Consider the following 20,836-nt stretch of genomic DNA (forward strand, 5'->3'; position numbering starts at 1 on the left):
GGCTACATTGTAAGGGAACGGCCGGCGAGAACCAGCCAGTCCCATTTGCCGAGTTTCGGCCGGCGGTGGAAGACGTCGCCGCGCACCTGGCGCAGCTTTTCGAGGATGCGCAGGCCGCCCTGGATGGTCAGGCGGATTTCCCAGCCGAGGCGGCCGGGCAGGGCATGGACGAGCGGCGCACCGCGCAGCATCAGCGCCTGGGCGCGGTCGATCTCGAAATCCATCAGCGCCGCCCAGTTGGCCGACCAGCGACTGGCGGCGATGTCGTCCTCGGTCAGCTTGAAGTGCGGGAAGTCGGTCTGCGGGATGTAAACCCGGTCTTTTTGCCAGTCGACCGCAACATCCTGCCAAAAATTGATCAACTGCAGGGCGCTGCAGATGCAGTCAGACTGTTCCAGATGTTCTGCCTCGGTCCGGCCGAACAGATGCAACACCAGCCGGCCGACCGGGTTGGCCGAACGGCGGCAATAATCGAGCAGTTCCGGGTAGTCGGCGTAGCGCTGCTTGACCACGTCCTGGGCAAAGGCATCGAGCAGGTCGCGGAACAACTGGATCGGCAAGCGGTACTGCTCAATGACTTCGGCCAGGGCGACGAACATTGCACTGTGCGGCGCCTGTCCGGCGGCGATCCGATCCAGTTCCGCCTGGTAGGCGGCCAGGCCGGCCAGACGCTCGGCCGGCTCGGCATCTCCCTCGTCGGCAATGTCATCGGCGCTGCGCGCAAAACGGTAGATAACCTCGATCGGCCGGCGCAATTTCGCAGGCAGCAACAGCGAGGCAACGGGAAAGTTTTCGTAGTGGTCGACCGGCATGGGGCCGGAAGTATAGAGGTGAAGGCCGGGACAGTGTTAGAATGCGCGCCGCCTGCCCAGGTGGCGAAATTGGTAGACGCACCAGATTTAGGTTCTGGCGCCGAAAGGTGTGGGGGTTCGAGTCCCTTCCTGGGCACCATGTTTGTTTAGAAGCTGAAAAAGCCGCTTTAATCCGAGGATTGGCGGCTTTTTGCTTTTCATCATCAGGATATCGTCCGTCATGATCGTTCGTCCCCGCCACCACTGGTTCCGCCTGCTTTTTGTCTGGCGCGGCTCCGTCTTGCCGGACATCATTGGCCGCCTGGCGCTGGTTCTCGTGGTTTCGGTGATCAGCGTGCTGAGTCGCGAATGGTGGATGAGCGTCCATGCCCATTCGGCGCTGAGCATCCCGCCCTTTACGCTGATGGGGGTGGCGCTGGCCATTTTCCTCGGCTTTCGCAACTCGGTCAGTTACGACCGCTTCTGGGAGGCGCGTAAGCAATGGGGCGGCCTGCTGGTGGTGGCCCGCTCGCTGGTGCGGCAGGTGTGTAGCAGCTTGCCTGGGCCGGAAAATGAACCGGTTCGGGAGGTAGTGGTGCGCCGGGTGGCGGCTTTTGCCTATGCCTTGAAGCACCAGTTACGGCAGACCGATGCCGCGGCCGATCTGGCCTTGCGCCTGGAAGGGGTCTTGCTCGCCGAGGTTGCCGCCGCCCGCTTCCAGCCGCAGATTATCCTGCTCTCGCTGGCCCATCTGCTGGCCGATCTGCGGCGTCAGGGGCAGCTTTCCGAAATGCAGCTGTTCGCCATCGACAAGAGCCTCAATGTGCTGGCCGATACCTCGGGGGCTTGCGAGCGAATTGCCAGCACGCCGATCCCCTATACCTACCGGGTGCTGATGAATCGGACGGTGATGGTCTATTGCCTGCTGCTGCCGGTCGGGCTGGCGACCAGCATCGGCTGGCTGACACCGTTGATTGCCACCTTTGTCGCCTATACCTTTTTGGCGCTGGAAATGATCGGCGAGCAGATCGAGGAGCCGTTCGGCACCGAGGCCAATGACCTGGCGCTCGATTCCCTGTGCCACACCATTGAGGTTTCGGTCTGCGAGATGGCCGGCCTGGAGCCGCTCGGTCAGCCACCGGTGGTGACGGATTTCGTCCTGACCTGAGTTTTTAACCGAGGCCCAGAACTTCGGCCATGAAGCGGGCGACCGGCATGCGAAAACCGGCCGCATTGCGATGTCCACCGCCGCCGTAGCGGCTGGCGATTTCGGCGACGTCGAAGCCCCCCTCAGAGCGCAGCGAAACCTTGGCTTCGCCGTCGGCGGCCAGTTGCCAGATCAAGCCAAAAGTACCACTCTGCTGTGCGAGTTGATGGCCAAGTTCGGAGCTGAACAGGGCGCTGGTATTGATTGCGATGCCTTCGATGGCTCGCCAGCTGAGTTCGTTGTCGCTGATGATCGGCAGGCCATGGCGGGTTGCCTGCAGGGCGTCGACGGGTTCGCCGCGCAGGCGGGCCGGGCTGGGCAGGGCGCCGTGGGCAAGTCGTTCGACTTCCTTCTGGAAGAACTGCTCAATGGCTTGGCCGTTGCCTAGCATCTCTTGGTAGTGGGGTGCGTCCGCTGTCGCCGTCGCCTGCACCATCGCATCCCAGGTTTCCAACTCGAAGGGCAGCAGCCGCAGGGCGCGGCAAAAAGGACGCGTTGCCGGCAAGGCAAAGCGCCACAGGTCCTGGTCTTCGATATGAGCCAGGGCGAGCGGGGCGGGCGCCTCGTGAAAGTATTCCCAGGCCAGCCGCGCGCCGGATTTGCCTAGATGAAAAATGATGCTGAGCGGCAGTGATGGGGCGTGAAATGAATGACTGCCGTCATCCGCCGGCTGCAGTTCGTCGGCCCAGGCTTGGCAAGCCGAGGCATGGTGATCGATTTGGATGACCGCGTGGGCGAGCTTTGCCATGCGCTCCAAGGTTTCCGGCGGGAAGGAAAAGTCGAGGATATACACGGTATGCCCGGCGATCTCAGTCATGTCCCAAGGGGCGCCATGATGCATTGGGCAATAACGGGCGGCGCTGCCGAATCGCCGCCAGGCGGCATAGGCTGCGCCAAAGCCGTCAAGGCAGTCGGCGTGATAGAGAATGCTGGTCGGCGTATGTGCGGTCATGCGAACAGCTTCAGTAATGCGGTGGGAGTTCGTCGCGCAGGCTGAGCGCTTCGTTTGGCTGGGAGGTCTGCATTTGTTCGCGCAAAGTACGCATCTGGGAAATCAACATCTCGATTTGCTGCTGCTGGCGAAAAATGGTGTGGTTAAGCTCGTCGATCATGTCTTCGGCGTAACTTATCTTGATCTCCAACTCGGTAATTCGCGATTCCATTGGCAGTCCTGTTTCCTTAAAATTCATTGGCTTGAGGGGCGGAGTGTACTTGGCTTCACAACTTTCCGTGAAAAGTTGTTGACGGTTTCGGTGTTCAGTCTATAATGCGCACCTTCTGAAGGCGGTTAGCTCAGTTGGTTAGAGCGCCACGTTGACATCGTGGAGGTCGTTGGTTCGATTCCAATACCGCCTACCAAATTCCCGACGGAGCTGAATTGATGAATTTCCGAACTTGCACTGCAGTTCAGAAACACTAATCGAGTCAGCTTTCGTTCGACCAAAAAAGTGCGGCTCGTCCCGCGCTTTTTTTTTGCCCAGAGATTTGCCATGCCTGATATCAAACTGCCTGATGGTTCCATCCGCTCCTTTGAGCAGCCGGTAACGATTGCCGAGGTTGCGGCAAGCATTGGTGCCGGTCTGGCCCGTGCTGCCTTGGCTGGCAAGGTTGATGGCGTACTGGTTGATACCTCGTTCCTGATCGAAAAAGATGCCGATCTGGCGATCATTACGGATCGCGATGCCGAAGGTGTTGAGGTGATTCGTCACTCGACCGCTCACTTGCTGGCTTACGCCGTCAAGGAGTTGTTCCCGGAGGCGCAGGTGACGATCGGGCCGGTCATTGAAAACGGTTTCTATTACGACTTCGCCTACAAGCGCCCGTTTACGCCGGAAGATCTGGTGGTGATCGAAAAGCGCATGGCTGAACTGGCCAAGAAGGACATTCCGGTCAGTCGCGAAGTCTGGGCGCGCGACGACGCCGTCAAGTTCTTTCTCGATCTCGGTGAAAAATACAAGGCCGAACTGATTGGCGCTATTCCGGCCGACCAGCAGGTGTCGCTCTACCGTGAAGGTGATTTCATCGACCTTTGTCGCGGTCCGCACGTGCCGACCACGGCCAAGCTGAAAGTCTTCAAGCTGATGAAGGTTGCTGGTGCCTACTGGCGCGGCGATCATCGCAATGAGCAGTTACAGCGCATCTACGGTACGGCCTGGGCCAAGAAGGAAGATCTCGAGGCGTATCTGCATATGCTGGAAGAGGCCGAGAAGCGTGACCATCGCCGTCTCGGCAAGCAATTCGATCTCTTTCACATGCAGGACGAGGCGCCGGGTCTGGTTTTTTGGCACCCGAAAGGCTGGGCGGTCTGGCAGGAAATCGAGCAGTACATGCGTGCCGTCTATCGCAATAATGGTTACCAGGAAGTGCGCTGCCCGCAGATTCTCGACAAGTCGTTGTGGGAAAAATCCGGTCACTGGGAGCACTACAAGGACAATATGTTCACGACGGCCTCGGAAAACCGCGATTACGCAGTGAAGCCGATGAACTGCCCGGGGCATGTCCAGGTCTTCAATTCCGATCTGCGTTCCTATCGCGAACTGCCGCTGCGCTATGGCGAATTCGGCTCCTGCCACCGCAACGAGCCGACCGGCGCGCTGCACGGCCTGATGCGCGTGCGCGGCTTTGTGCAGGACGATGGTCACATCTTCTGTACCGAGGATCAGATCGAGTCCGAAGTGACCGCCTTTAATGCGCTGGTCAAGAAGGTCTATGCCGATTTCGGCTTCAACGACGTTGCCGTCAAGCTGGCCTTGCGCCCGGAAAGTCGGGTCGGTTCCGACGAGGTCTGGGATAGGGCCGAGGATGCGCTGCGTCAGGGCTTGCGTGCTTCCGGGCTGGAGTGGACGGAATTGCCGGGTGAGGGGGCTTTCTATGGCCCGAAGATCGAATTCCACATCAAGGATGCCATTGGGCGCTCCTGGCAGTGCGGCACGATGCAGGTCGATTTCTCGATGCCGGGCCGTCTCGGTGCTGAGTATGTTGCGGCTGACGATACGCGCAAGGTGCCGGTGATGCTGCACCGGGCGATCCTCGGTTCGCTGGAGCGCTTCATCGGCATCCTGATCGAAAACTTTGCTGGCGCCTTGCCGCTCTGGCTGGCGCCGACCCAGGCTGTGGTCCTGAATATTTCGGAAAAGCAGGCGGATTACGCGGCTGAAGTCGCGCAAAAGCTACACCAAGCGGGCTTCCGGGCTGAGTCGGATTTGCGTAACGAGAAAATTACCTATAAAATTCGCGAACATAGCTTGAACCGGCTGCCTTATCAGCTCGTTGTGGGCGATAAGGAAAAAGCGGACGGACTGGTAGCCGTGCGTACTCGCGGTGGTCAGGATCTCGGGCAGATGTCCGTGGATGCACTGATCGAGCGACTTCAAAGCGAAGTCGCAGCGCGTAGTGGCACGGCTTAATTATTGTTGTTTTCGGGGGTTTCACCATAGCTCAGAACAAGGCGCATCGCCTCAACGAAGAAATTACGGTTCCGGAGATTCGTCTCCAGGGTTTGGAAGGTGAGCAGCTGGGTATCATGAGTATCCGCGCTGCCTTGCAGATGGCTGAAGAAGCTGGCGTCGATCTGGTTGAGATCGCCCCGGTTGCCAAGCCGCCGGTCTGTCGGATCATGGACTACGGTAAGTTCAAGTATCAGGAACAGAAACGTGCGCATGAGGCCAAGCTGAAGCAGAAGCAGGTGCAGGTCAAGGAAGTCAAGCTGCGCCCGGGTACCGACGAAAACGATTACCAGATCAAGCTTCGGAATATGACCCGTTTCCTGGAAGAAGAAGACAAGGTCAAAGTGACTTTGCGCTTCCGGGGACGCGAAATGGCGCATCAGGAATTCGGTATGCGCCAGCTTGAACGTATCAAGGCAGACCTCGAGGCCGTTGGCCAGGTCGAGCAGATGCCGAAGATGGAAGGTCGTCAGATGATCATGATCATCGCGCCAGCCAAAAAGAAAGTGTAATACGTAGTACCCATAAGTGCCTTCGGGTAGTGCAAGCGTTCCCGCCGGGAACCACCTGACAGCATGTCATTAAGGAGCATCTAAATGCCCAAAATGAAGACCAAGAGCAGCGCCAAAAAGCGTTTCTCGATTCGCGCCGGTGGCAGCATCAAGCGCGGTCAAGCCTTCAAGCGTCACATTCTGACCAAGAAGACCACCAAGGTGAAACGCCATCTGCGCGGTTCCGTCGAAGTTAACGCGCGCGATTCCGCTTCTGTCCGCGCCATGATGCCCTACGCATAAGGAGATAGCAGATGCCTAGAGTTAAACGTGGTGTAACAGCTCGCGCTCGTCACAAAAAGATTCTCGTTCAAGCCAAGGGTTACCGCGGTCGTCGCAAGAACGTATATCGCGTCGCCAAACAGGCGGTAATGAAGGCTGGTCAATACCAGTACCGTGACCGTCGTCAACGCAAGCGCCAGTTCCGTGCCCTGTGGATCGCCCGTATCAATGCAGCAGCTCGCGAGCTGGGCATGAAGTACAGCACCTTCATGAACGGTCTGAAGAAGGCCAACATCGAAGTGGACCGCAAGGTTCTGGCTGACCTGGCTGTCTTCGATCAGCCGGCATTTGCTGCTCTGGCTGCTCAAGCCAAGGCAAAGCTCGGCGCCTGAGCGAAAGCGTAATTAAAAAAAGGAGGCGAAAGCCTCCTTTTTTGTTGGTGGATGTTTATGGACAATCTCGATCAAATCGTTAGCGAAGCCCAGTCGGCGTTTGCTGCCATCTCTGACCCGGATGCGCTGGAACAGGTAAAAGCCCGTTTCCTCGGCAAGAGCGGGCAGATTACCGAACTTCTCAAAGGCTTGGGCAAATTGCCGCCGGAAGAGAAGAAAACCGCCGGTGCCGCGATCAACGTTGCCAAGACGGCGGTTGAAGTGGCGCTCAACGAGCGTCGCGAGGCGATCCGCAAGGCTGCGCTGGAAGCGCGCCTGGCCGAAGAGGCGCTGGATATCACGCTGCCTGGTCGCGCCGAAGTGCGCGGTGGTCTGCACCCGGTAACGCGCACGCTGGAGCGCATCGAGTCCCTGTTCCGTTCGATCGGTTTTGAAGTGGCCGACGGCCCCGAGATCGAGGAAGACTTTTTCAATTTCACTGCCATGAACACGCCCGAGGATCACCCGGCGCGTTCTATGCATGACACCTTTTATCTGCAGAACCCGGATGGCACTGTTGCCGACAAGGTGCTGTTGCGGACCCATACCAGCCCGATCCAGGCGCGCTACATGAAGGCGCATGTCGAACGCTACGGTCAACTGGAAAAAATGCCCGAAATCCGCATCATCGCGCCGGGCCGCGTCTATCGTGTTGATTCCGATGCGACGCATTCGCCGATGTTCAATCAGGTTGAAGGTTTGTGGGTGGGTGAGGGCGTTTCCTTCGCCGACCTCAAGGGCGTGATTGCTGATTTCCTGCGCAGTTTCTTCGAGACCGACGACCTCAAGGTCCGCTTCCGCCCGTCCTTTTTCCCGTTTACCGAGCCATCCGCCGAAATCGACGTCGCCTTCATGAGTGGCCCGCTCGAAGGTCGCTGGCTGGAAATTGCCGGTTGCGGCATGGTGCATCCGGATGTGCTGCGCATTGCCGGCATCGATCCAGAAAAGTACACCGGCTTTGCCTTCGGCTTCGGTCAGGATCGCCTGACCATGCTGCGTTACGGCGTCAATGACCTGCGCCTCTTCTTTGAAGGCGACCTCCGTTTCCTGAGGCAATTCGCATGAAATTCTCCGAATCCTGGCTGCGTACCCTTGTCGACACCCAACTGTCGAGTGAGGCACTTTCCCATCTGCTGACCATGGCCGGCCTTGAAGTCGAAGGTCTGGAGCCGGTCGCTCCGCAATTCAACGACGTCGTCGTCGCCCTGGTGCTCGACGTCGTCAAGCATCCAGATGCCGACCGTTTGAATGTCTGCAAGGTCGATACGGGTCGTGGCGAGCCGACGACCATTGTCTGCGGTGCGCCGAATGTCGCCGTCGGCCTGCGCGTGCCCTGCGCTTTGCCGGGTGCCAAGTTGCCTGGCGATTTCACCATCAAGATCGCCAAGGTGCGCGGCATCGAGTCCTCCGGCATGCTCTGCTCGGCCAAGGAACTCGGTATTGCTGAAGAGGCTTCCGGTCTGCTGGTGCTGCCGGCTGATGCGCCGGTCGGTCAGTCGATCCGCGAATATCTCGATCTCGATGATAGCCAGTTCGAACTCAAGCTGACGCCGAATCGTGCTGACTGCCTGTCCCTGACAGGCGTGGCGCGAGAAGTGGCAGCCATCGCCGGCGCCCAGGCCAAGCTGATCGAGGTGCCGGAAGTGGCAGCGACCATCGCCGATCAGCGTGCCGTCGTGCTCAATGCGCCGGATGCCTGCCCGCTCTACTGCGGTCGTGTGCTGAAGGGCGTCAATGCCAAGGCGCCGACCCCGGAATGGATGAAGCGCCGCCTCGAACGCAGCGGCATCCGCTCGATTTCGGCGCTGGTGGACGTCACCAACTATGTGATGCTCGAACTCGGCCAGCCGCTGCACGCCTTCGATAACACCAAACTCGAAGGCGCCGTGCATGCCCGCATGGCCAAACCGGAAGAAAAGCTGCTGCTGTTGAACGAGCAGGCTATCGCCATTGACGCCGACATCCTGGTCATCGCCGACGATGTCAAGCCGCTGGCCATGGCCGGCATCATGGGCGGTGAGGAGAGCGGCATCACGCTGGAAACCAGCGAACTGTTCCTGGAATCCGCCTTCTTTGCACCGAAGGCCATTGCTGGCCGTGCCCGCCGCTACGGTTTTGGTTCTGATGCCTCGCATCGTTTCGAGCGCGGCGTCGATTTCGGTGGCGCTCGCCGTGCCATCGAACGCGCCACGCAACTGATTATTGATATTTGCGGCGGTGCCGCTGGTCCGGTGGTCGAGGCGAAGGCCGAGATGCCGGCGCGCCAGCCGGTGCGCCTGCGTAGTGCGCGCGCCAGCGCAGTGATCGGCATGGTTTTTTCCGCCGAGCAGATCGCCGGGTTGTTCAACGGCCTTGGCCTGCCTTTCGTGCGCGAAGGCGACGATTTCCTGGTGACGCCACCGACCTGGCGCTTCGATATCGAAATCGAGGAAGACCTGATCGAGGAAATTGCCCGTCTGCACGGTTACGACAACATTCCGGCGCCGGCGCCGCGCGGTAATTTGAAAATGATGGTGCAGCCAGAGGCGCAACGTCCGGCGGCGCGCGTTCGTCAATTGTTGGTTGATCGCGGTTATCAGGAAGTGGTCAATTTCGCTTTTGTCGAAGAAGCCTGGGAGGCTGATTTTGCCGCTAATCCCGATCTGATTCGTCTGGCCAATCCGATTGCAAGTCAAATGGCAGTCATGCGGTCGACGCTGTTTGGTGGCCTGATTTCGAATTTAGTGACTAATCTCAAGCGCAAGCAGAGCCGAGTTCGTCTGTTTGAAACGGGGCGTGCTTTCCAGCGTGATGCGCAGGGAGCTCCGGTTGCCGGTTTTCGGCAGCCCTGGAAGCTGGCTGGCTTGGCTTACGGTGGCGCCTTGCCGGAAGGTTGGGGTAGCGGGGCGCTCAAGGTCGATTTCTTCGATATGAAGGGTGATATCGAAGCGCTGCTGGCGCCGGCTCAACTGCGTTTCGAAAGGCTGCAGCATCCGGCCTTGCACCCCGGTCGCGCGGCCAAGGTGCTGCTTGATGGTCGCGAGATTGGCTGCCTAGGTGAACTGCATCCCGAATGGGTTCAGAAATACGATTTGCCGCAAGCGCCGGTCGTATTCGAGCTTGATTTCGATCTGGTGAAGGCGGTCCATGTGCCTTCTTATCTTGAAGTCTCCAAATTCCCGCCGGTGATTCGCGATCTGGCCATTGTTGTCGATCAAGGGCTTGGTTTGCAGACCCTGCTCGATGGCATGAAAGAGCAGTTGCCGACCCTCGTGCAGGACATTCAATTGTTCGACGTGTACGTTGGCAAGGGGGTGCCTGAAAACAAGAAAAGTCTTGCGTTCCGTATAGTTATGCAAGATACTCAACGCACTTTGCTAGATTCGGAAGTTGATGCTGCGATGCAGCAACTGGTGTCTTGTCTCGAACGGGCATTCGGTGCTCAACTGCGTGCCTGATGGATAAAACAACGATGACGCTCACCAAAGCCGAGCTCGCTGACCTTCTTTTTGAGAAGGTTGGTCTCAATAAGCGTGAGGCGAAAGATATGGTCGAGGCTTTTTTCGAAGAAATTCGTAATGCGCTGGAGACTGGCGACGGCGTCAAGCTGTCTGGTTTCGGTAATTTCCAGTTGCGTGACAAGCCTCAGCGCCCAGGGCGCAACCCAAAAACCGGTCAGGAAATTCCCATCACGGCTCGCCGTGTGGTGACTTTTCACGCCAGTCAAAAGCTGAAGTCCGATGTTGAGTTAGCCTACGATGGAACAGCGGCATAAAGCCTCCGGTGGGGATGAACTCCCGCCCATTCCTGCCAAGCGCTATTTCACCATTGGTGAAGTTAGCGAATTATGTGGTGTTAAACCCCACGTACTGCGTTATTGGGAGCAGGAATTCAATCAGCTCAAGCCGGTAAAGCGCCGGGGGAATCGGCGCTATTACCAGCATCATGAGGTTTTGCTGGTTCGGCGTATTCGCGAGCTTCTTTATAATCAGGGCTTTACTATCAGTGGCGCGCGTAATCGACTGGATGATGGTCCGGCGGTTGAGGCTGTTGTCATCGACAAGCAGGTCTCGTCAAAAATCGAAACAGGCCTGCGCGCTGAATTGAAGTCGGTTATTGAAATGTTACGGCTTTGATTCCTGGTAATTTCAGGTATAATGCTTGGCTTGTCGGGGCGTAGCGCAGCCTGGTAGCGCACTTGCATGGGGTGCAAGGGGTCGCGAGTTCGAATCCCGCCGCCCCGACCAAATTAAATAACCGGCTTTTGCCGGTTTTTTAATTTTTAACGTTGAAAAATATATTAAGACAAATTAAATTGTTGCCACCTATTTAATTTCGGAGGTAATTATGGATTTGTCGACATTGTCTGTTCCCCAGTTGCGTGAATTGCAGCAACAGATTCCCGCCGAATTGAAGCGCCGTGAGGTTCAGGATAAAGCGAATATCCTGAATGAAGTTCGCGCCTTTGCTAAAGCTCGCGGTTACGCCATTGAGGACTTGCTGGGTAAGGAAGCCAAGATCAAGGCGGTTTCCTCTTCTGGCAATAAGGTTAAAGTCAAATATCGCCATCCGGAAAATCCAGAACTGGAATGGACCGGTCGTGGCCGCAAGCCGAAGTGGGTTGAGGTTTGGGTAGCTACTGGCGCCAGCATCGATAATCTATTGGTTTGATATATGCGTATTCTGCTCAGTAATGACGACGGTTATTTTGCGCCCGGTTTGGCGGCACTGGCGGAGGCGCTATCTGCTATTGGTGAAATCGTCGTCGTTGCTCCCGAGCAGAATCGGAGTGGTGCCAGCAATTCACTGACTCTTGATCGCCCGTTGTTGTTGAAAAAGGCGGCCAGTGGTTTTCATTTTGTGAATGGTACCCCTACGGATTGCGTGCATCTGGCGGTGACCGGCATGCTGGATAGATTGCCGGATATTATTGTTTCCGGAATTAATCACGGTGCCAATATGGGCGATGACACCATTTATTCCGGTACGGTTGCTGCGGCAACCGAAGGTTTTTTGCTGGGCATTCCATCGATCGCAATTTCGCTGACCAGTTTTGAAGGCAATAATTTCGAGACTGCCGGCCAGGTTGCCAGAGAACTGGTCGAGCGCTTTATTCGTGATCCGATCAAAGAGCCGGTTTTGCTGAATGTGAATGTGCCGGATATTCCCTATGCAGATATCAAGGGCATGGAAGTCACTCGGCTGGGCCGGCGTCACAAGGCGGAGCCGGTGGTGAAAATGACCTCGCCGCGCAAGGAAACGGTGTATTGGGTCGGTGCGGCCGGCGCTGCTGCCGATGCCGGCCCCGGTACCGATTTCAACGCGGTCGAACGGGGTTGTGTGTCGATTACGCCGCTGCAGATCGATTTGACCCATACGGCCCAGTTGCCGGCGATCCGTCGCTGGGTGCAATGAGTTCAAGCGTGCTTCGCGGTATTGGGATGACCTCGCAGCGAACGCGGGCGCGGATGATCGAGCGCCTGCGTGAAAAAGGCATCCGCCATGAATCGGTACTGGCGGCGATGGCAGCCGTGCCGCGCCATGTCTTTGTCGAGGAGGCCCTGGCCTCGCGCGCTTATGAAGATACGGCCTTGCCACTCGGCATGGGACAGACTATTTCGCAGCCCTACGTCGTCGCTCGAATGATCGAGTTGCTGCTCAATGGCCGTCCGTCACTGGGTAAAACGCTGGAAGTCGGGGCTGGTTGCGGTTATCAGGCGGCCGTACTGGCGCAACTGACCAACGAGGTTTTTGCCGTCGAGCGCCTCGGGCCCCTGCTCGAAAAAGCCAAGGCCAATATGCGGGCCTTGCAGCAATTCAATGTTCGTCTAAAACATGCGGATGGTCAGTTCGGCTTGCCTGAAGCGGGGCCGTTTGACAGTATCATTGTCGCAGCGGCCGGCATGCATGTGCCGCAAGCCTTGCTGGAACAACTGGCGCTTGGTGGCCGGCTGGTCTTGCCAGTCGGGACATCCGAGCAGTATCTTAGCTTCATTGAACGAACGCCTCAGGGATACACCGAGACGCGGCTCGATGCCGTGCGGTTTGTCCCGCTTCTTGCAGGAACGCAATGATTCGAGCTTTTGTCTTTGCCCTCCCTTCGCTGTTGTTGGCCGGTTGTTTCTCACAGCAGCCGGCACCTGCGGTCGACCGTAATTCGACGGCACAATCCCGTGTCTCCCAGCCGGCTCAGCCGAGCGGGCCCGGTTATTACACGGTGAAGCGCGGCGATACCCTGTACCGGATTGCGCTGGAAAATGGTCAGGACTACAAGGATGTGGCGGCCTGGAACAATCTGGTCAATCCTTCGGCAATCAAGGAAGGCCAGGTTCTGCGGGTGGCACCGCCGGGAACGACTGAGGCCGGTGGCGCGGTGGTCAGCAAACCGATTGCTTCGGGGGGCATCATCGAGTCGAGATCACTCGATCAGCCGGTCAATGGCGCGCAGTCGCTGCCGGCGGACGGGGTCAAGCGTGAGCCGCGGGTGGGCAAGGAGCCTTATTCCGACGAGGCGTATGCCCGCCTGAACCGGATGCCGGAGCCGGCCAAGCCGGTCGAGACCAAGGTGGAGCCGAAGCCCGAGGTCAAACCGGAACCGGCGCCCGCTGCGGCGGCGGTTGCGGCTGGTCCGGATGATGTCCCATGGATCTGGCCTTCGGCGGCCAAGGTGGTGACCCCGTATAGCGAGTCGGCCAACAAAGGACTTGATTTTGCCGGCAAGGCGGGCGACCCGGTAATTGCCGCAGGCGATGGCAAGGTCGTCTATGCCGGGGCCGGACTGCGCGGCTATGGCGAACTGGTCATCGTCAAACACAACGCGACCTTCCTTTCCGCTTATGCCCACAATCGGAAAATTCTCGTCAAGGAAGGGCAGCAAGTGACGCGGGGCCAGAGAATTGCGGAAATGGGCAATACCGATGCGGATTCGGTCAAGTTGCATTTCGAAATTCGCAAGCAAGGCAAGCCGGTCGATCCTGCCCAGTATCTGCCCAAAAGATGAGCACTGAGGCCGTCGAGGAGGATGAGTTCGAAGGGCAGCCGGATGACTCTGCGCTTCTTCCCGAGCCTGAGCCGGTGGCGCCCGAACTTGATCTGCTCGAGGATGTCACCCAGCTCTACCTGAATGAAATTGGCGCCAAGCCCTTGCTGACCCCTGCCGAAGAGGTGGCGACGGCGCGTCTGGTGTGTTCCGGTGATTTTGCGGCACGCCAGAAGATGATCGAGCACAATCTGCGGCTCGTCGTGAATATTGCCAAGCATTATCTGAACCGCGGCATTCCCTTGCTGGATCTGATCGAGGAGGGCAATCTCGGCCTGATTCATGCCCTCGAGAAATTCGATCCGGAACGCGGCTTCCGCTTTTCGACCTACGCCACCTGGTGGATACGCCAGAGTATCGAGCGCGGCATCATGAACCAGTCGCGGACGATCCGTCTGCCGGTGCATGTCGTCAAGGAAATCAACGTTGTGCTGCGTGCCATGCGCCATCTGGAGTCGGCCGAGCGGCGCGAAACGACCATCGAGCGTGTCGCGCTGCTGATCGACAAGCCGGCGGCCGAAATACGCCGTATCCTGTCGCTGAATGAGCATATCGCCTCGCTCGACGCGCCGCTGGAAATCGACCCCGGCCATACGATGGCCGAATTGATTGCCGACGATACCGGGCGCGATCCCGAGTCCTTGTTGCAGACCAGCGAGATCGGTGACTTGCTCGAGGACTGGCTGCGTCAGTTGACCGAGCGGCAGCGGGTGGTGATCGAACGCCGTTACGGCCTGAATGGCCAGGATATTGCGACGCTGGACCTGATTGCCGGCGATCTCGGTCTGACCCGCGAGCGGGTGCGGCAGATCCAGATGGAAGGTCTGGACCGGCTGCGCAAGATCATCAAGCGGGGCAATATTTCGCGGGATTCCCTGCTCTAGTTTGCTAGCCGTTGCCGGGTAGTCTCTCTTCCTGATATTGAACGGCGGTAGCCTTGATGTTGAAGCGTTTTCTCACCTCTCTCCTGGCCTCGGTGCTCATCCTGATTGGTCTCGCCTCGCCGGCCGTGGCGGCGGAAAAACGGGTGGCGCTGGTGATTGGCAATGCCAAATACCGCGACGCACCGCTCGGCAATCCGCTCAACGACGCCCGCGACATGGCCAACATGCTGCGTCAGACCGGCTTCGAAGTCATCGAGTTGATCGATGGCACGCAGAAGGAGATGAATCGGGCGATTGCCAAATTCAGCGATCGGCTGAGCAAGGATGCCGTTGCTCTGTTCTATTACGCCGGGCACGGCATGCAGGTGCGCGGCAAAAACTACCTGATTCCGGTCGATGCGAAAATCACCAATCAAACCTCGATTCGCGTCGAGTCAGTCGATGTCGATGGCGTGCTGGATCAACTGGCCAGCAGCGAACTCAACGTGATCATTCTCGATGCGTGCCGGAACAACCCGTTCGAGGGCCGCTTCCGCAGTCTCGGCGGCGGTCTGGCCCAGATGGATGCGCCGAAGGGAAGCCTGATCGCCTACGCCACGGCTCCCGGCAAGACGGCGGTCGATGGCGATGGTCGCAACGGCCTGTTCACGCAGGAACTGCTCAAGCAGATGCAGGTGCCCGGCCTGACCATCGAGCAGGTGTTTAAGAATGTCCGTCGCGAAGTGGCGCGGGCCACCCGTGATAAGCAGATTCCGTGGGAATCCTCGTCGTTGACCAGCGATTTCTACTTCGTTCCGGCGACTCCGCCTGCCGCTGCTGCCAAGCCATCGGTGGCGGATGCGGTCGAGGAGCAAGTGATTCGGACCGACAGCTTTACCGTGACCGGCAAGGTGGTGCTGGATACGGTGACCGGTGCGATGACCGGGGAGGGGCGGATCGCGTGGCTGAATGGTGATCGTTACGAGGGCACCCTGGTTAACGGCAAGAAGCAGGGGCGGGGCAGTTTCACCTGGGCGAACGGACAGCGCTACGACGGCGAGTGGTCGGAGGACCGGATCAATGGTGTGGGTACCCTGCATTACACCAATGGCGATCGTTACGAGGGCGAGTTCCGCAATGGCCAACCGCATGGCAAGGGCACTTACACCCTGCATAACGGCGATGTCTATGTCGGCGCCTGGCTCAATGGCAACAAGCACGGCCAGGGGCGCTTGACCTGGGTGGGCGGTGATTATTGGGAAGGCGAGTTCCGCGACGATCGGCAGACCGATAACGGCCGCCTGGTCTACGGCGATGGGGTTGGCGCCGCCGAGCAAGCTGTAGAGCAAGCGCCGGTCGGCAAGGCTGCCAAGCCGGCGGTCCAGAAAAAGGCCAAATAGACCGGTTTACCGCGGCATTCGCTTGCGGATTTCCTCGGCCAATTGGAAGACCGACATCGCGTAGAAGCTGGAGCGGTTGTAGCGGGTGATGACGTAAAAATTGTCGAAGCCGAGCCAGTATTCCGTCTCCCGGCCCGGTGAGACGAGATCGATCAACGCCACGGTAGCGGCCGGATCGGCATCGCTGAACACCCCTTTGGCACTCAGTTCGGTGACTTTCAGGCTGGGTCGGAGGCCGGCTTCGAGCAGGCTGCGTTCCGGCTCGCCCTGGCTGCTGGCCGGCACGGCGATGCCTTGCCCGGCTTGCCAGCCGTGTTGTTCGAGAAAGCGGCCGACACTGCCGATCGCGTCGTCGACGCTGTTGCCGAGGTCGACGCGCTGGTCGCCGTCGAAATCCACCGCGTAGCGGCGCTGGCTGCCTGGCATGAATTGCGGAATGCCGATTGCGCCGGCAAACGACCCCTTGACCGCCAGCGGGTCGAGATTGTTTTCGCGGGCGAGGAGCAGGAACTGCTCGAGTTCGGTGCGGAAAAACTCGGCGCGTGGCGGGTAGTGGAAAGCCAGCGTCGCCAGCGCTTCGAGAACGCGGAAGCCGCCGGTGTTGCGACCGTATTCGGTTTCGACGCCGATGATGGCGACGATGATTTCCTCCGGTACGCCATACAGGGCACGGGCCCGCGCCAGCTTGGCCTGGTTCTCCTGCCAGAAGCGGATGCCGCCGTCGATCCGGCGCTCGTTGAGGAAGCGCGGCCGGTAGCGTTCCCAGGAACGTTGCAGCGGTGAGGTCGGTGGCTTGATCAGTTGCAGAACCTTGCTGTTCGGGCGGGTTTGCGCGAATTGGGCGAGCAGTTCGTCGGCATTGAAGCCCTGGCGCTGCTCGAGATCGCGGGCGAAGTCGATGACCGCCTGCTCTCTGGCGAAGCTGGGCGGGGTCTGGGCTGCGGCGCAGTTCAGGCTGGTCAGGGCCGCGCAAACGAGGGCGGCAAGGGTGTGCTTCAAGTTCATCTCCATCGGGGCAGTTGCGCGATTGCTTCGCGCAGGTTTTTCAGATTATTCGTTGGCCTACCGTAGCGGGCCTGCAGGTAGGCGTCGGCGACGCGGCGGAAAGCCTCGGCCAGTTCCGGTCTTTCCTCGTCCACGCGGCGGGCGATGGCCAGCGGCGTTTCCCAGGGGGCGCAGTTTACTTGTCTTCGCGCCAACTGTCGCAAGGCTTTATGCCAAAGGAGAGTCGCCGGGTCGAGGCGCGGTCTTTGGTACAGGGTCCAGGCGGTGATGGCGGTGAGCAGCAGGCTGCAGGCCAGGCCGAGGGCGATCGCCAGACTGCGCCATTCGGTGTCAGGCAGGCCGAGCCGGGCCAGCAGTTCGCGCTGGCGCTGCGGGTCGTAGCCGAGAATCTGCTGGTTCCAGGCATTGTTGATCGCCTCCCAGCGGTGGCGCATGTGGCGCAGCCAGTCGGCCCGCATCTGGATCAGGCCGGGCAGCGGTTCGCCGGCGGGCAGGGCATCGGCAATGCCGGTTTCGATACGGGCCGGGGCGACGACGGCGGTCGGGTCGACCCGTACCCAGCCCCTGTCCTCGAGCCAGACTTCGGCCCAGGCATGGGCATCGGACTGGCGGACGACCAGATAACCGTCAAGCGGATTGGCTTCGCCGCCCTGGTAGCCGCCGACGACGCGGGCCGGAATGCCGGCGGCCCGCATCAGCACGACGAAGGCGGCGGTGTAGTGCTCGCAGAAGCCGCGCCGGGTCTGGAACAGGAACTGATCGATGCCGTTTTCGCCGAGCAGTGGTGGTTGCAGCGTGTAGGCGAAGTCGCGGCTGCCGAACAGGGCGATGGCCTGGCCGATGATGGCGGCCGGCGATTTTTCGCTGGCCTGCCATTGTCGGGCCAGGGCCAGTGACTGCGGGTTGCGACCGGCCGGTAGTTGCAGGTTGCGGCGCAAGACGGCGATGTCTTCGCTGGCGTTGAAACGGTAGTCGAGGCTGGCCGCCAGGCGAAAACGCTGGCGCTGGGTGATCGGCAGGCGGAGCCCGGCGGTCAACGTGCCGTTCAGGGCACTTTCCGCCGGCAGCCCGGTCGGGGCGTCAAGGGCCAGTAGCCAGCGCTGGTTGTGGGCTTCGAGCGTGGTTTCGTAGCTGATTGGCGATGAAATGATTTCGATGCGCTCGGCCGGGTGGCGGCCGGGGAAGGGGCGCCAGCTGGTGCCATCGAACTGTTCCATGACCGGGCCGCGCCAGTAGAGCTTTTCCCGGGGCGGCAGCGGGCCGTCGAAGCGGACGCGAAAGGCGATCTCGGCACTTTGCGCCAGATTGGCAATGCTGCCCGGCGACATGGTGTCCGACAGCCCGGTCTTGCCGGCGTGGGCATCCTGCGGTAAGCCCCAGAGCGGGCCGGAGATGCGCGGGAAAAGCAGGTAGAGGACCAGCATGAAGGGTACTGCCTGCAGGCTGAGCACCGCAGCGTAACGTAGCGTCGCGCGCAGCGTGCTGGCCGGGCCGCCGTGCAGGCGGATCAGGGTGGCGGTCACCAGCCACATGGCAAGGAGCAGCCAGAGCCCGGTCGGAATGCTCTGCGAATAGAAATAGTGGGTGAGCAGCAGGAAGTAGCCGAGCGTGACGACGACCATGCCGTCGCGCCGGCTTTTCAGTTCGAGCAGTTTCATCGCCATGAAAATGACCAGCATGGCGACGCCGGCATCGCGGCCAAAGAGGGTGCGGAATTCAACGAAGATGCCGCTGCAGGCGGCGATGACCAGCAGGATCAGCAGCCAGCGCCCGGGCAGGCGTTGGTCCTTCCACCACAGCCAGGCCCCCCAGGCAAAGGTGAGGCCGGTAAACAGGCTGAGCCAGGCTGCCTGGTGGGCGAAATGCGGCAGCGTGGTGACGAGGGCGGCGGCAAACAGCCAGGGGACGGCCGTCCGATCCAGGGCCTGGCTGGCGGGCGTGCTCATGGCTGCACGAGGGCGAGGGCTTCGAGGCAGCGCTGGCGCTGCTGTTCGCCGCCGCCGGGCGGGATCTGCCGGTCGGGCAGGTGGAGGGCGTAGAGCGCCCCCGCCGCTTCGGCCGCCAGTACCCAACCGCAGAGGATGGAGAGCCGACTTTCCGTACTCTGCGCTGGATCGGTCCGCGCCCAGTTCAGTTGCAGTTCAAGCTGGCCGCCACCTGCAAACTGCTTGATCAGCAGCGGGCGGTTGCTGGTGTCACGGGCGCTGGCCTTCCAGGCGACGTGACGCGGTGAGTCGGCGGGCTGGCGTTCGCGAAAACCGGCGAAGTCTTCCTGACCGCCATCGCCGCTCCTTTCGCCGGGATTGGGTGTCGAGCTGACGGCGGGCAGCGGCGAGTCGACCGGTTGCGGGTACACCAGGCAGCGCATGGCCGGTTGCAGGTAGCACCAGGCGTAGAACATGCCGAGCGGATAGCGGGTGGACATCTTGACCTTGGGCAGCGTCAGCCAGCCGCGCCGTGTTGCCGTTACCGGAATGGCGGTTTTTGTGTTTTCCAGGGCGTCGACCGCAGCCATCACCGTTTTGCCTTCTTCTACACCCAGTTCCAGCGCCAGGCGCGGGGAGCTGCGCTCATTGCCCAGCGTCAGCTGGAAGAGCGCGGTTTCGCCGACAAAAACCGGCTCGCAGCGGCCCGGCATGATCAGCATGCCGTACAGGTTGCGAAAGGTATGCACCATGCCGGTCAGGCCAAGTCCAGCGAGCAGGAAAACCAGCGCGTGGCCGAGGGCGAGGGTGTAGTTGATCGCCCCGAGCAGCATGACGATCAGGGCCAGTGCGAAGAGCAGGCCGCCGCGCGACGGGATGATGAAGATGCGCCGCTGGCCGAGCCGGAAGGGGGCGCTGCCATCGCTTTGCCAGCGGAAAAGCTGCTGCTTAAGGGTTGCGAAAATGCTCACGGCAGATCAGGGGATGGCGACGCTGCGGATCAACAGGGCGATCTCCTCGGCACTGGCGTAACCGCCGCCCTGGGCCGAGCGCAGCCGATGGCGGGCGACGGCCGGCAAGACGGCCTGGACGTCGTCGGGCAGTACCATGTCGCGGCCGCTCAGCCAAGCCCAGGCGCGGGCGGCGGCGAGCAGGGCCAGTCCGGCGCGGGGCGACAGGCCGTGCTGGAAGGCGGGGTTTTGCCGGGTGGCGTCGATCAGCGCCTGGACGTAATCGATCAGCGGCTCTGCGGCATGAATGCCGGCCACCTCCCGTTGCAGGGCGGGCAAGTCGTCGGCACTGAGTTGGGCCGGCAATTGATCGGCCTGCACGCGCTGGCTGCCGGCGGCAAGCAGGGCACGCTCGGCGCTGCGCTCCGGGTAGCCAAGTTCGATGCGCATCAGGAAGCGGTCGAGTTGCGATTCGGGCAGCGCAAAGGTACCGATCTGATGGGCCGGGTTTTGCGTCGCTATAACGAAGAAGGGGCGGGGCAGGTCGCGGGTCTGGCCCTCGCTGGTGACCTGGCCTTCCTCCATCGCTTCAAGCAGCGCGCTCTGGGTTTTCGGCGTGGCGCGGTTGATCTCGTCGGCCAGCACCAGTTGGGCGAAAACCGGGCCGGGCAGGAAGCGGAATTCGTTTTTCTCGCGCTCGAAGATGGAGACGCCGGTAATGTCGGCCGGCAGCAGGTCACTGGTGAACTGGATGCGCGAAAACTGCAGGCCGAGCAGGCGGGCCAGGGCGTGGGCCAGCGTCGTCTTGCCCATGCCGGGCAGGTCTTCGATCAGCAGATGTCCCCCGGCCAACAGACAGGCGAGGGCCTGGCGGATTTCCTTGTCCTTGCCGAGAATGACCCGGCCGGCGGCGGCCAGTACGCCGTCGAGGGGGCGCGGGCGGCCCGCGAGAATGGATAGTTTGCTTCCGAGCATCGTCAAATCTCACAAAATCTGTCAAACCGATTCTAATGCTTGAAGCAGCGCG

22 protein-coding genes and 3 tRNA genes are annotated in these 20,836 nt (G+C 60.3%); 18 read left to right on the plus strand and 7 right to left on the minus strand.

Going from position 1 to position 20,836, the window contains the following annotated elements:
* Window positions 1-2: 2 nt before the first annotated feature.
* Window positions 3-812: a squalene synthase HpnC gene (gene hpnC / locus AT959_RS01135; protein WP_066879692.1), complete on the minus strand. Its 810-nt coding sequence runs from the start codon at window positions 810-812 to the stop codon at window positions 3-5.
* 54 nt (window positions 813-866) lie between these two features.
* Here hpnC and AT959_RS01140 point away from each other — a divergent pair.
* Window positions 867-951, plus strand: a tRNA-Leu gene (locus AT959_RS01140).
* 81 nt (window positions 952-1,032) lie between these two features.
* Window positions 1,033-1,959 carry a bestrophin family protein gene (locus tag AT959_RS01145; protein WP_066879695.1) on the plus strand — a complete coding sequence of 309 codons (927 nt, stop codon included), beginning with the start codon at window positions 1,033-1,035 and terminating at the stop codon, window positions 1,957-1,959.
* Between the two features lie 4 nt (window positions 1,960-1,963).
* Here the strand turns inward: AT959_RS01145 and AT959_RS01150 are convergent, their stop codons facing one another.
* Both AT959_RS01150 and AT959_RS01155 read right to left on the minus strand, forming a co-directional pair.
* Window positions 1,964-2,950, minus strand: a complete 987-nt coding sequence (locus AT959_RS01150; protein WP_066879698.1) for a DHHA1 domain-containing protein — start codon at window positions 2,948-2,950, stop codon at window positions 1,964-1,966.
* 10 nt (window positions 2,951-2,960) lie between these two features.
* Complete coding sequence (locus AT959_RS01155; protein WP_066879701.1) at window positions 2,961-3,161, minus strand: SlyX family protein; 201 nt, start codon at window positions 3,159-3,161, stop codon at window positions 2,961-2,963.
* Window positions 3,162-3,280: 119 nt separating this feature from the next.
* On the opposite strand from AT959_RS01155, the gene AT959_RS01160 reads away from it, so the two are divergent.
* The 16 genes from AT959_RS01160 to AT959_RS01230 all read left to right on the plus strand — a co-directional run bounded on the left by AT959_RS01160 (window position 3,281) and on the right by AT959_RS01230 (window position 15,929).
* Window positions 3,281-3,357: transfer RNA gene (locus AT959_RS01160), tRNA-Val, on the plus strand.
* A 131-nt stretch (window positions 3,358-3,488) separates the two neighbouring features.
* Window positions 3,489-5,405, plus strand: coding sequence for a threonine--tRNA ligase (gene thrS / locus AT959_RS01165; protein WP_066880230.1), 1,917 nt, complete (start codon window positions 3,489-3,491; stop codon window positions 5,403-5,405).
* 26 nt (window positions 5,406-5,431) lie between these two features.
* A complete protein-coding gene (infC, locus tag AT959_RS01170) occupies window positions 5,432-5,956 on the plus strand; it encodes a translation initiation factor IF-3 (protein WP_083518134.1) in 525 nt (174 codons plus the stop codon).
* Between the two features lie 84 nt (window positions 5,957-6,040).
* Window positions 6,041-6,238, plus strand: a complete 198-nt coding sequence (rpmI, locus tag AT959_RS01175; RefSeq protein ID WP_066879703.1) for a 50S ribosomal protein L35 — start codon at window positions 6,041-6,043, stop codon at window positions 6,236-6,238.
* An 11-nt stretch (window positions 6,239-6,249) separates the two neighbouring features.
* The gene (gene rplT, locus AT959_RS01180) at window positions 6,250-6,609 is read left to right on the plus strand and encodes a 50S ribosomal protein L20 (RefSeq protein WP_066879706.1); all 360 of its coding nucleotides are present in this window, start codon (window positions 6,250-6,252) and stop codon (window positions 6,607-6,609) included.
* A 57-nt stretch (window positions 6,610-6,666) separates the two neighbouring features.
* A complete protein-coding gene (pheS, locus tag AT959_RS01185; protein ID WP_066879709.1) occupies window positions 6,667-7,713 on the plus strand; it encodes a phenylalanine--tRNA ligase subunit alpha in 1,047 nt (348 codons plus the stop codon).
* Window positions 7,710-10,085 (plus strand): phenylalanine--tRNA ligase subunit beta, encoded by a 2,376-nt coding sequence (pheT, locus tag AT959_RS01190; protein ID WP_066879712.1) that lies wholly within the window; start codon window positions 7,710-7,712, stop codon window positions 10,083-10,085. The genes pheS and pheT overlap by 4 nt, the downstream gene beginning before the upstream one ends.
* Window positions 10,086-10,099: 14 nt before the next feature.
* Window positions 10,100-10,402: an integration host factor subunit alpha gene (locus AT959_RS01195; protein ID WP_066880234.1), complete on the plus strand. Its 303-nt coding sequence runs from the start codon at window positions 10,100-10,102 to the stop codon at window positions 10,400-10,402.
* Entirely contained in the window at window positions 10,386-10,763 is a 378-nt protein-coding gene (locus tag AT959_RS20180; RefSeq protein ID WP_083518135.1) for a MerR family transcriptional regulator, read from the plus strand. Before AT959_RS01195 ends, AT959_RS20180 begins: the two co-directional genes overlap by 17 nt.
* A gap of 34 nt (window positions 10,764-10,797) precedes the next feature.
* Window positions 10,798-10,874: transfer RNA gene (locus AT959_RS01200), tRNA-Pro, on the plus strand.
* Between the two features lie 100 nt (window positions 10,875-10,974).
* Window positions 10,975-11,298 (plus strand): H-NS histone family protein, encoded by a 324-nt coding sequence (locus tag AT959_RS01205; RefSeq protein WP_066879715.1) that lies wholly within the window; start codon window positions 10,975-10,977, stop codon window positions 11,296-11,298.
* A 3-nt stretch (window positions 11,299-11,301) separates the two neighbouring features.
* Window positions 11,302-12,042, plus strand: a complete 741-nt coding sequence (gene surE / locus AT959_RS01210) for a 5'/3'-nucleotidase SurE (RefSeq protein WP_066879718.1) — start codon at window positions 11,302-11,304, stop codon at window positions 12,040-12,042.
* A complete protein-coding gene (locus tag AT959_RS01215) occupies window positions 12,039-12,701 on the plus strand; it encodes a protein-L-isoaspartate(D-aspartate) O-methyltransferase (protein WP_083518136.1) in 663 nt (220 codons plus the stop codon). Before surE ends, AT959_RS01215 begins: the two co-directional genes overlap by 4 nt.
* Window positions 12,698-13,627 carry a peptidoglycan DD-metalloendopeptidase family protein gene (locus AT959_RS01220; protein ID WP_066879723.1) on the plus strand — a complete coding sequence of 310 codons (930 nt, stop codon included), beginning with the start codon at window positions 12,698-12,700 and terminating at the stop codon, window positions 13,625-13,627. Before AT959_RS01215 ends, AT959_RS01220 begins: the two co-directional genes overlap by 4 nt.
* Entirely contained in the window at window positions 13,624-14,550 is a 927-nt protein-coding gene (gene rpoS / locus AT959_RS01225; protein WP_066879725.1) for an RNA polymerase sigma factor RpoS, read from the plus strand. Before AT959_RS01220 ends, rpoS begins: the two co-directional genes overlap by 4 nt.
* Before the next feature lie 56 nt (window positions 14,551-14,606).
* Complete coding sequence (locus AT959_RS01230) at window positions 14,607-15,929, plus strand: caspase family protein (RefSeq protein WP_066879728.1); 1,323 nt, start codon at window positions 14,607-14,609, stop codon at window positions 15,927-15,929.
* Between the two features lie 6 nt (window positions 15,930-15,935).
* Here AT959_RS01230 and mltB read toward each other — a convergent pair whose 3' ends face one another.
* The 4 genes from mltB to AT959_RS01250 are packed head-to-tail and all read right to left on the minus strand — an operon-like array spanning window position 15,936 to window position 20,784.
* A complete protein-coding gene (mltB, locus tag AT959_RS01235; protein ID WP_066880236.1) occupies window positions 15,936-16,934 on the minus strand; it encodes a lytic murein transglycosylase B in 999 nt (332 codons plus the stop codon).
* Complete coding sequence (locus AT959_RS01240) at window positions 16,931-18,880, minus strand: transglutaminase TgpA family protein (RefSeq protein ID WP_066879731.1); 1,950 nt, start codon at window positions 18,878-18,880, stop codon at window positions 16,931-16,933. The genes mltB and AT959_RS01240 overlap by 4 nt, the downstream gene beginning before the upstream one ends.
* Entirely contained in the window at window positions 18,877-19,830 is a 954-nt protein-coding gene (locus AT959_RS01245) for a DUF58 domain-containing protein (protein ID WP_088178923.1), read from the minus strand. Before AT959_RS01245 ends, AT959_RS01240 begins: the two co-directional genes overlap by 4 nt.
* 6 nt (window positions 19,831-19,836) lie before the next feature.
* Window positions 19,837-20,784 (minus strand): AAA family ATPase, encoded by a 948-nt coding sequence (locus AT959_RS01250; RefSeq protein ID WP_066879734.1) that lies wholly within the window; start codon window positions 20,782-20,784, stop codon window positions 19,837-19,839.
* Between the last annotated feature and the right edge of the window lie 52 nt (window positions 20,785-20,836).

Source organism: Dechloromonas denitrificans (assembly GCF_001551835.1).
GTDB lineage: Bacteria > Pseudomonadota > Gammaproteobacteria > Burkholderiales > Rhodocyclaceae > Azonexus > Azonexus denitrificans.

Bases quoted from the DNA above. Each gene is read 5' to 3' on its own strand.
- mltB (WP_066880236.1), bottom strand. From the start codon at position 16,934: ATGAACTTGAAGCACACCCTTGCCGCCCTCGTTTGCGCGGCCCTGACC.
- rpmI (WP_066879703.1), top strand. From the start codon at position 6,041: ATGCCCAAAATGAAGACCAAGAGCAGCGCCAAAAAGCGTTTCTCGATT.
- AT959_RS01155 (WP_066879701.1), bottom strand. From the start codon at position 3,161: ATGGAATCGCGAATTACCGAGTTGGAGATCAAGATAAGTTACGCCGAA.
- rplT (WP_066879706.1), top strand. From the start codon at position 6,250: ATGCCTAGAGTTAAACGTGGTGTAACAGCTCGCGCTCGTCACAAAAAG.
- AT959_RS01195 (WP_066880234.1), top strand. From the start codon at position 10,100: ATGACGCTCACCAAAGCCGAGCTCGCTGACCTTCTTTTTGAGAAGGTT.
- pheT (WP_066879712.1), top strand. From the start codon at position 7,710: ATGAAATTCTCCGAATCCTGGCTGCGTACCCTTGTCGACACCCAACTG.
- AT959_RS01145 (WP_066879695.1), top strand. From the start codon at position 1,033: ATGATCGTTCGTCCCCGCCACCACTGGTTCCGCCTGCTTTTTGTCTGG.
- pheS (WP_066879709.1), top strand. From the start codon at position 6,667: ATGGACAATCTCGATCAAATCGTTAGCGAAGCCCAGTCGGCGTTTGCT.
- AT959_RS01250 (WP_066879734.1), bottom strand. From the start codon at position 20,784: ATGCTCGGAAGCAAACTATCCATTCTCGCGGGCCGCCCGCGCCCCCTC.
- AT959_RS01240 (WP_066879731.1), bottom strand. From the start codon at position 18,880: ATGAGCACGCCCGCCAGCCAGGCCCTGGATCGGACGGCCGTCCCCTGG.
- AT959_RS01205 (WP_066879715.1), top strand. From the start codon at position 10,975: ATGGATTTGTCGACATTGTCTGTTCCCCAGTTGCGTGAATTGCAGCAA.
- AT959_RS01220 (WP_066879723.1), top strand. From the start codon at position 12,698: ATGATTCGAGCTTTTGTCTTTGCCCTCCCTTCGCTGTTGTTGGCCGGT.
- surE (WP_066879718.1), top strand. From the start codon at position 11,302: ATGCGTATTCTGCTCAGTAATGACGACGGTTATTTTGCGCCCGGTTTG.
- thrS (WP_066880230.1), top strand. From the start codon at position 3,489: ATGCCTGATATCAAACTGCCTGATGGTTCCATCCGCTCCTTTGAGCAG.
- rpoS (WP_066879725.1), top strand. From the start codon at position 13,624: ATGAGCACTGAGGCCGTCGAGGAGGATGAGTTCGAAGGGCAGCCGGAT.
- AT959_RS01215 (WP_083518136.1), top strand. From the start codon at position 12,039: ATGAGTTCAAGCGTGCTTCGCGGTATTGGGATGACCTCGCAGCGAACG.
- hpnC (WP_066879692.1), bottom strand. From the start codon at position 812: ATGCCGGTCGACCACTACGAAAACTTTCCCGTTGCCTCGCTGTTGCTG.
- AT959_RS01150 (WP_066879698.1), bottom strand. From the start codon at position 2,950: ATGACCGCACATACGCCGACCAGCATTCTCTATCACGCCGACTGCCTT.
- AT959_RS20180 (WP_083518135.1), top strand. From the start codon at position 10,386: ATGGAACAGCGGCATAAAGCCTCCGGTGGGGATGAACTCCCGCCCATT.
- AT959_RS01230 (WP_066879728.1), top strand. From the start codon at position 14,607: ATGTTGAAGCGTTTTCTCACCTCTCTCCTGGCCTCGGTGCTCATCCTG.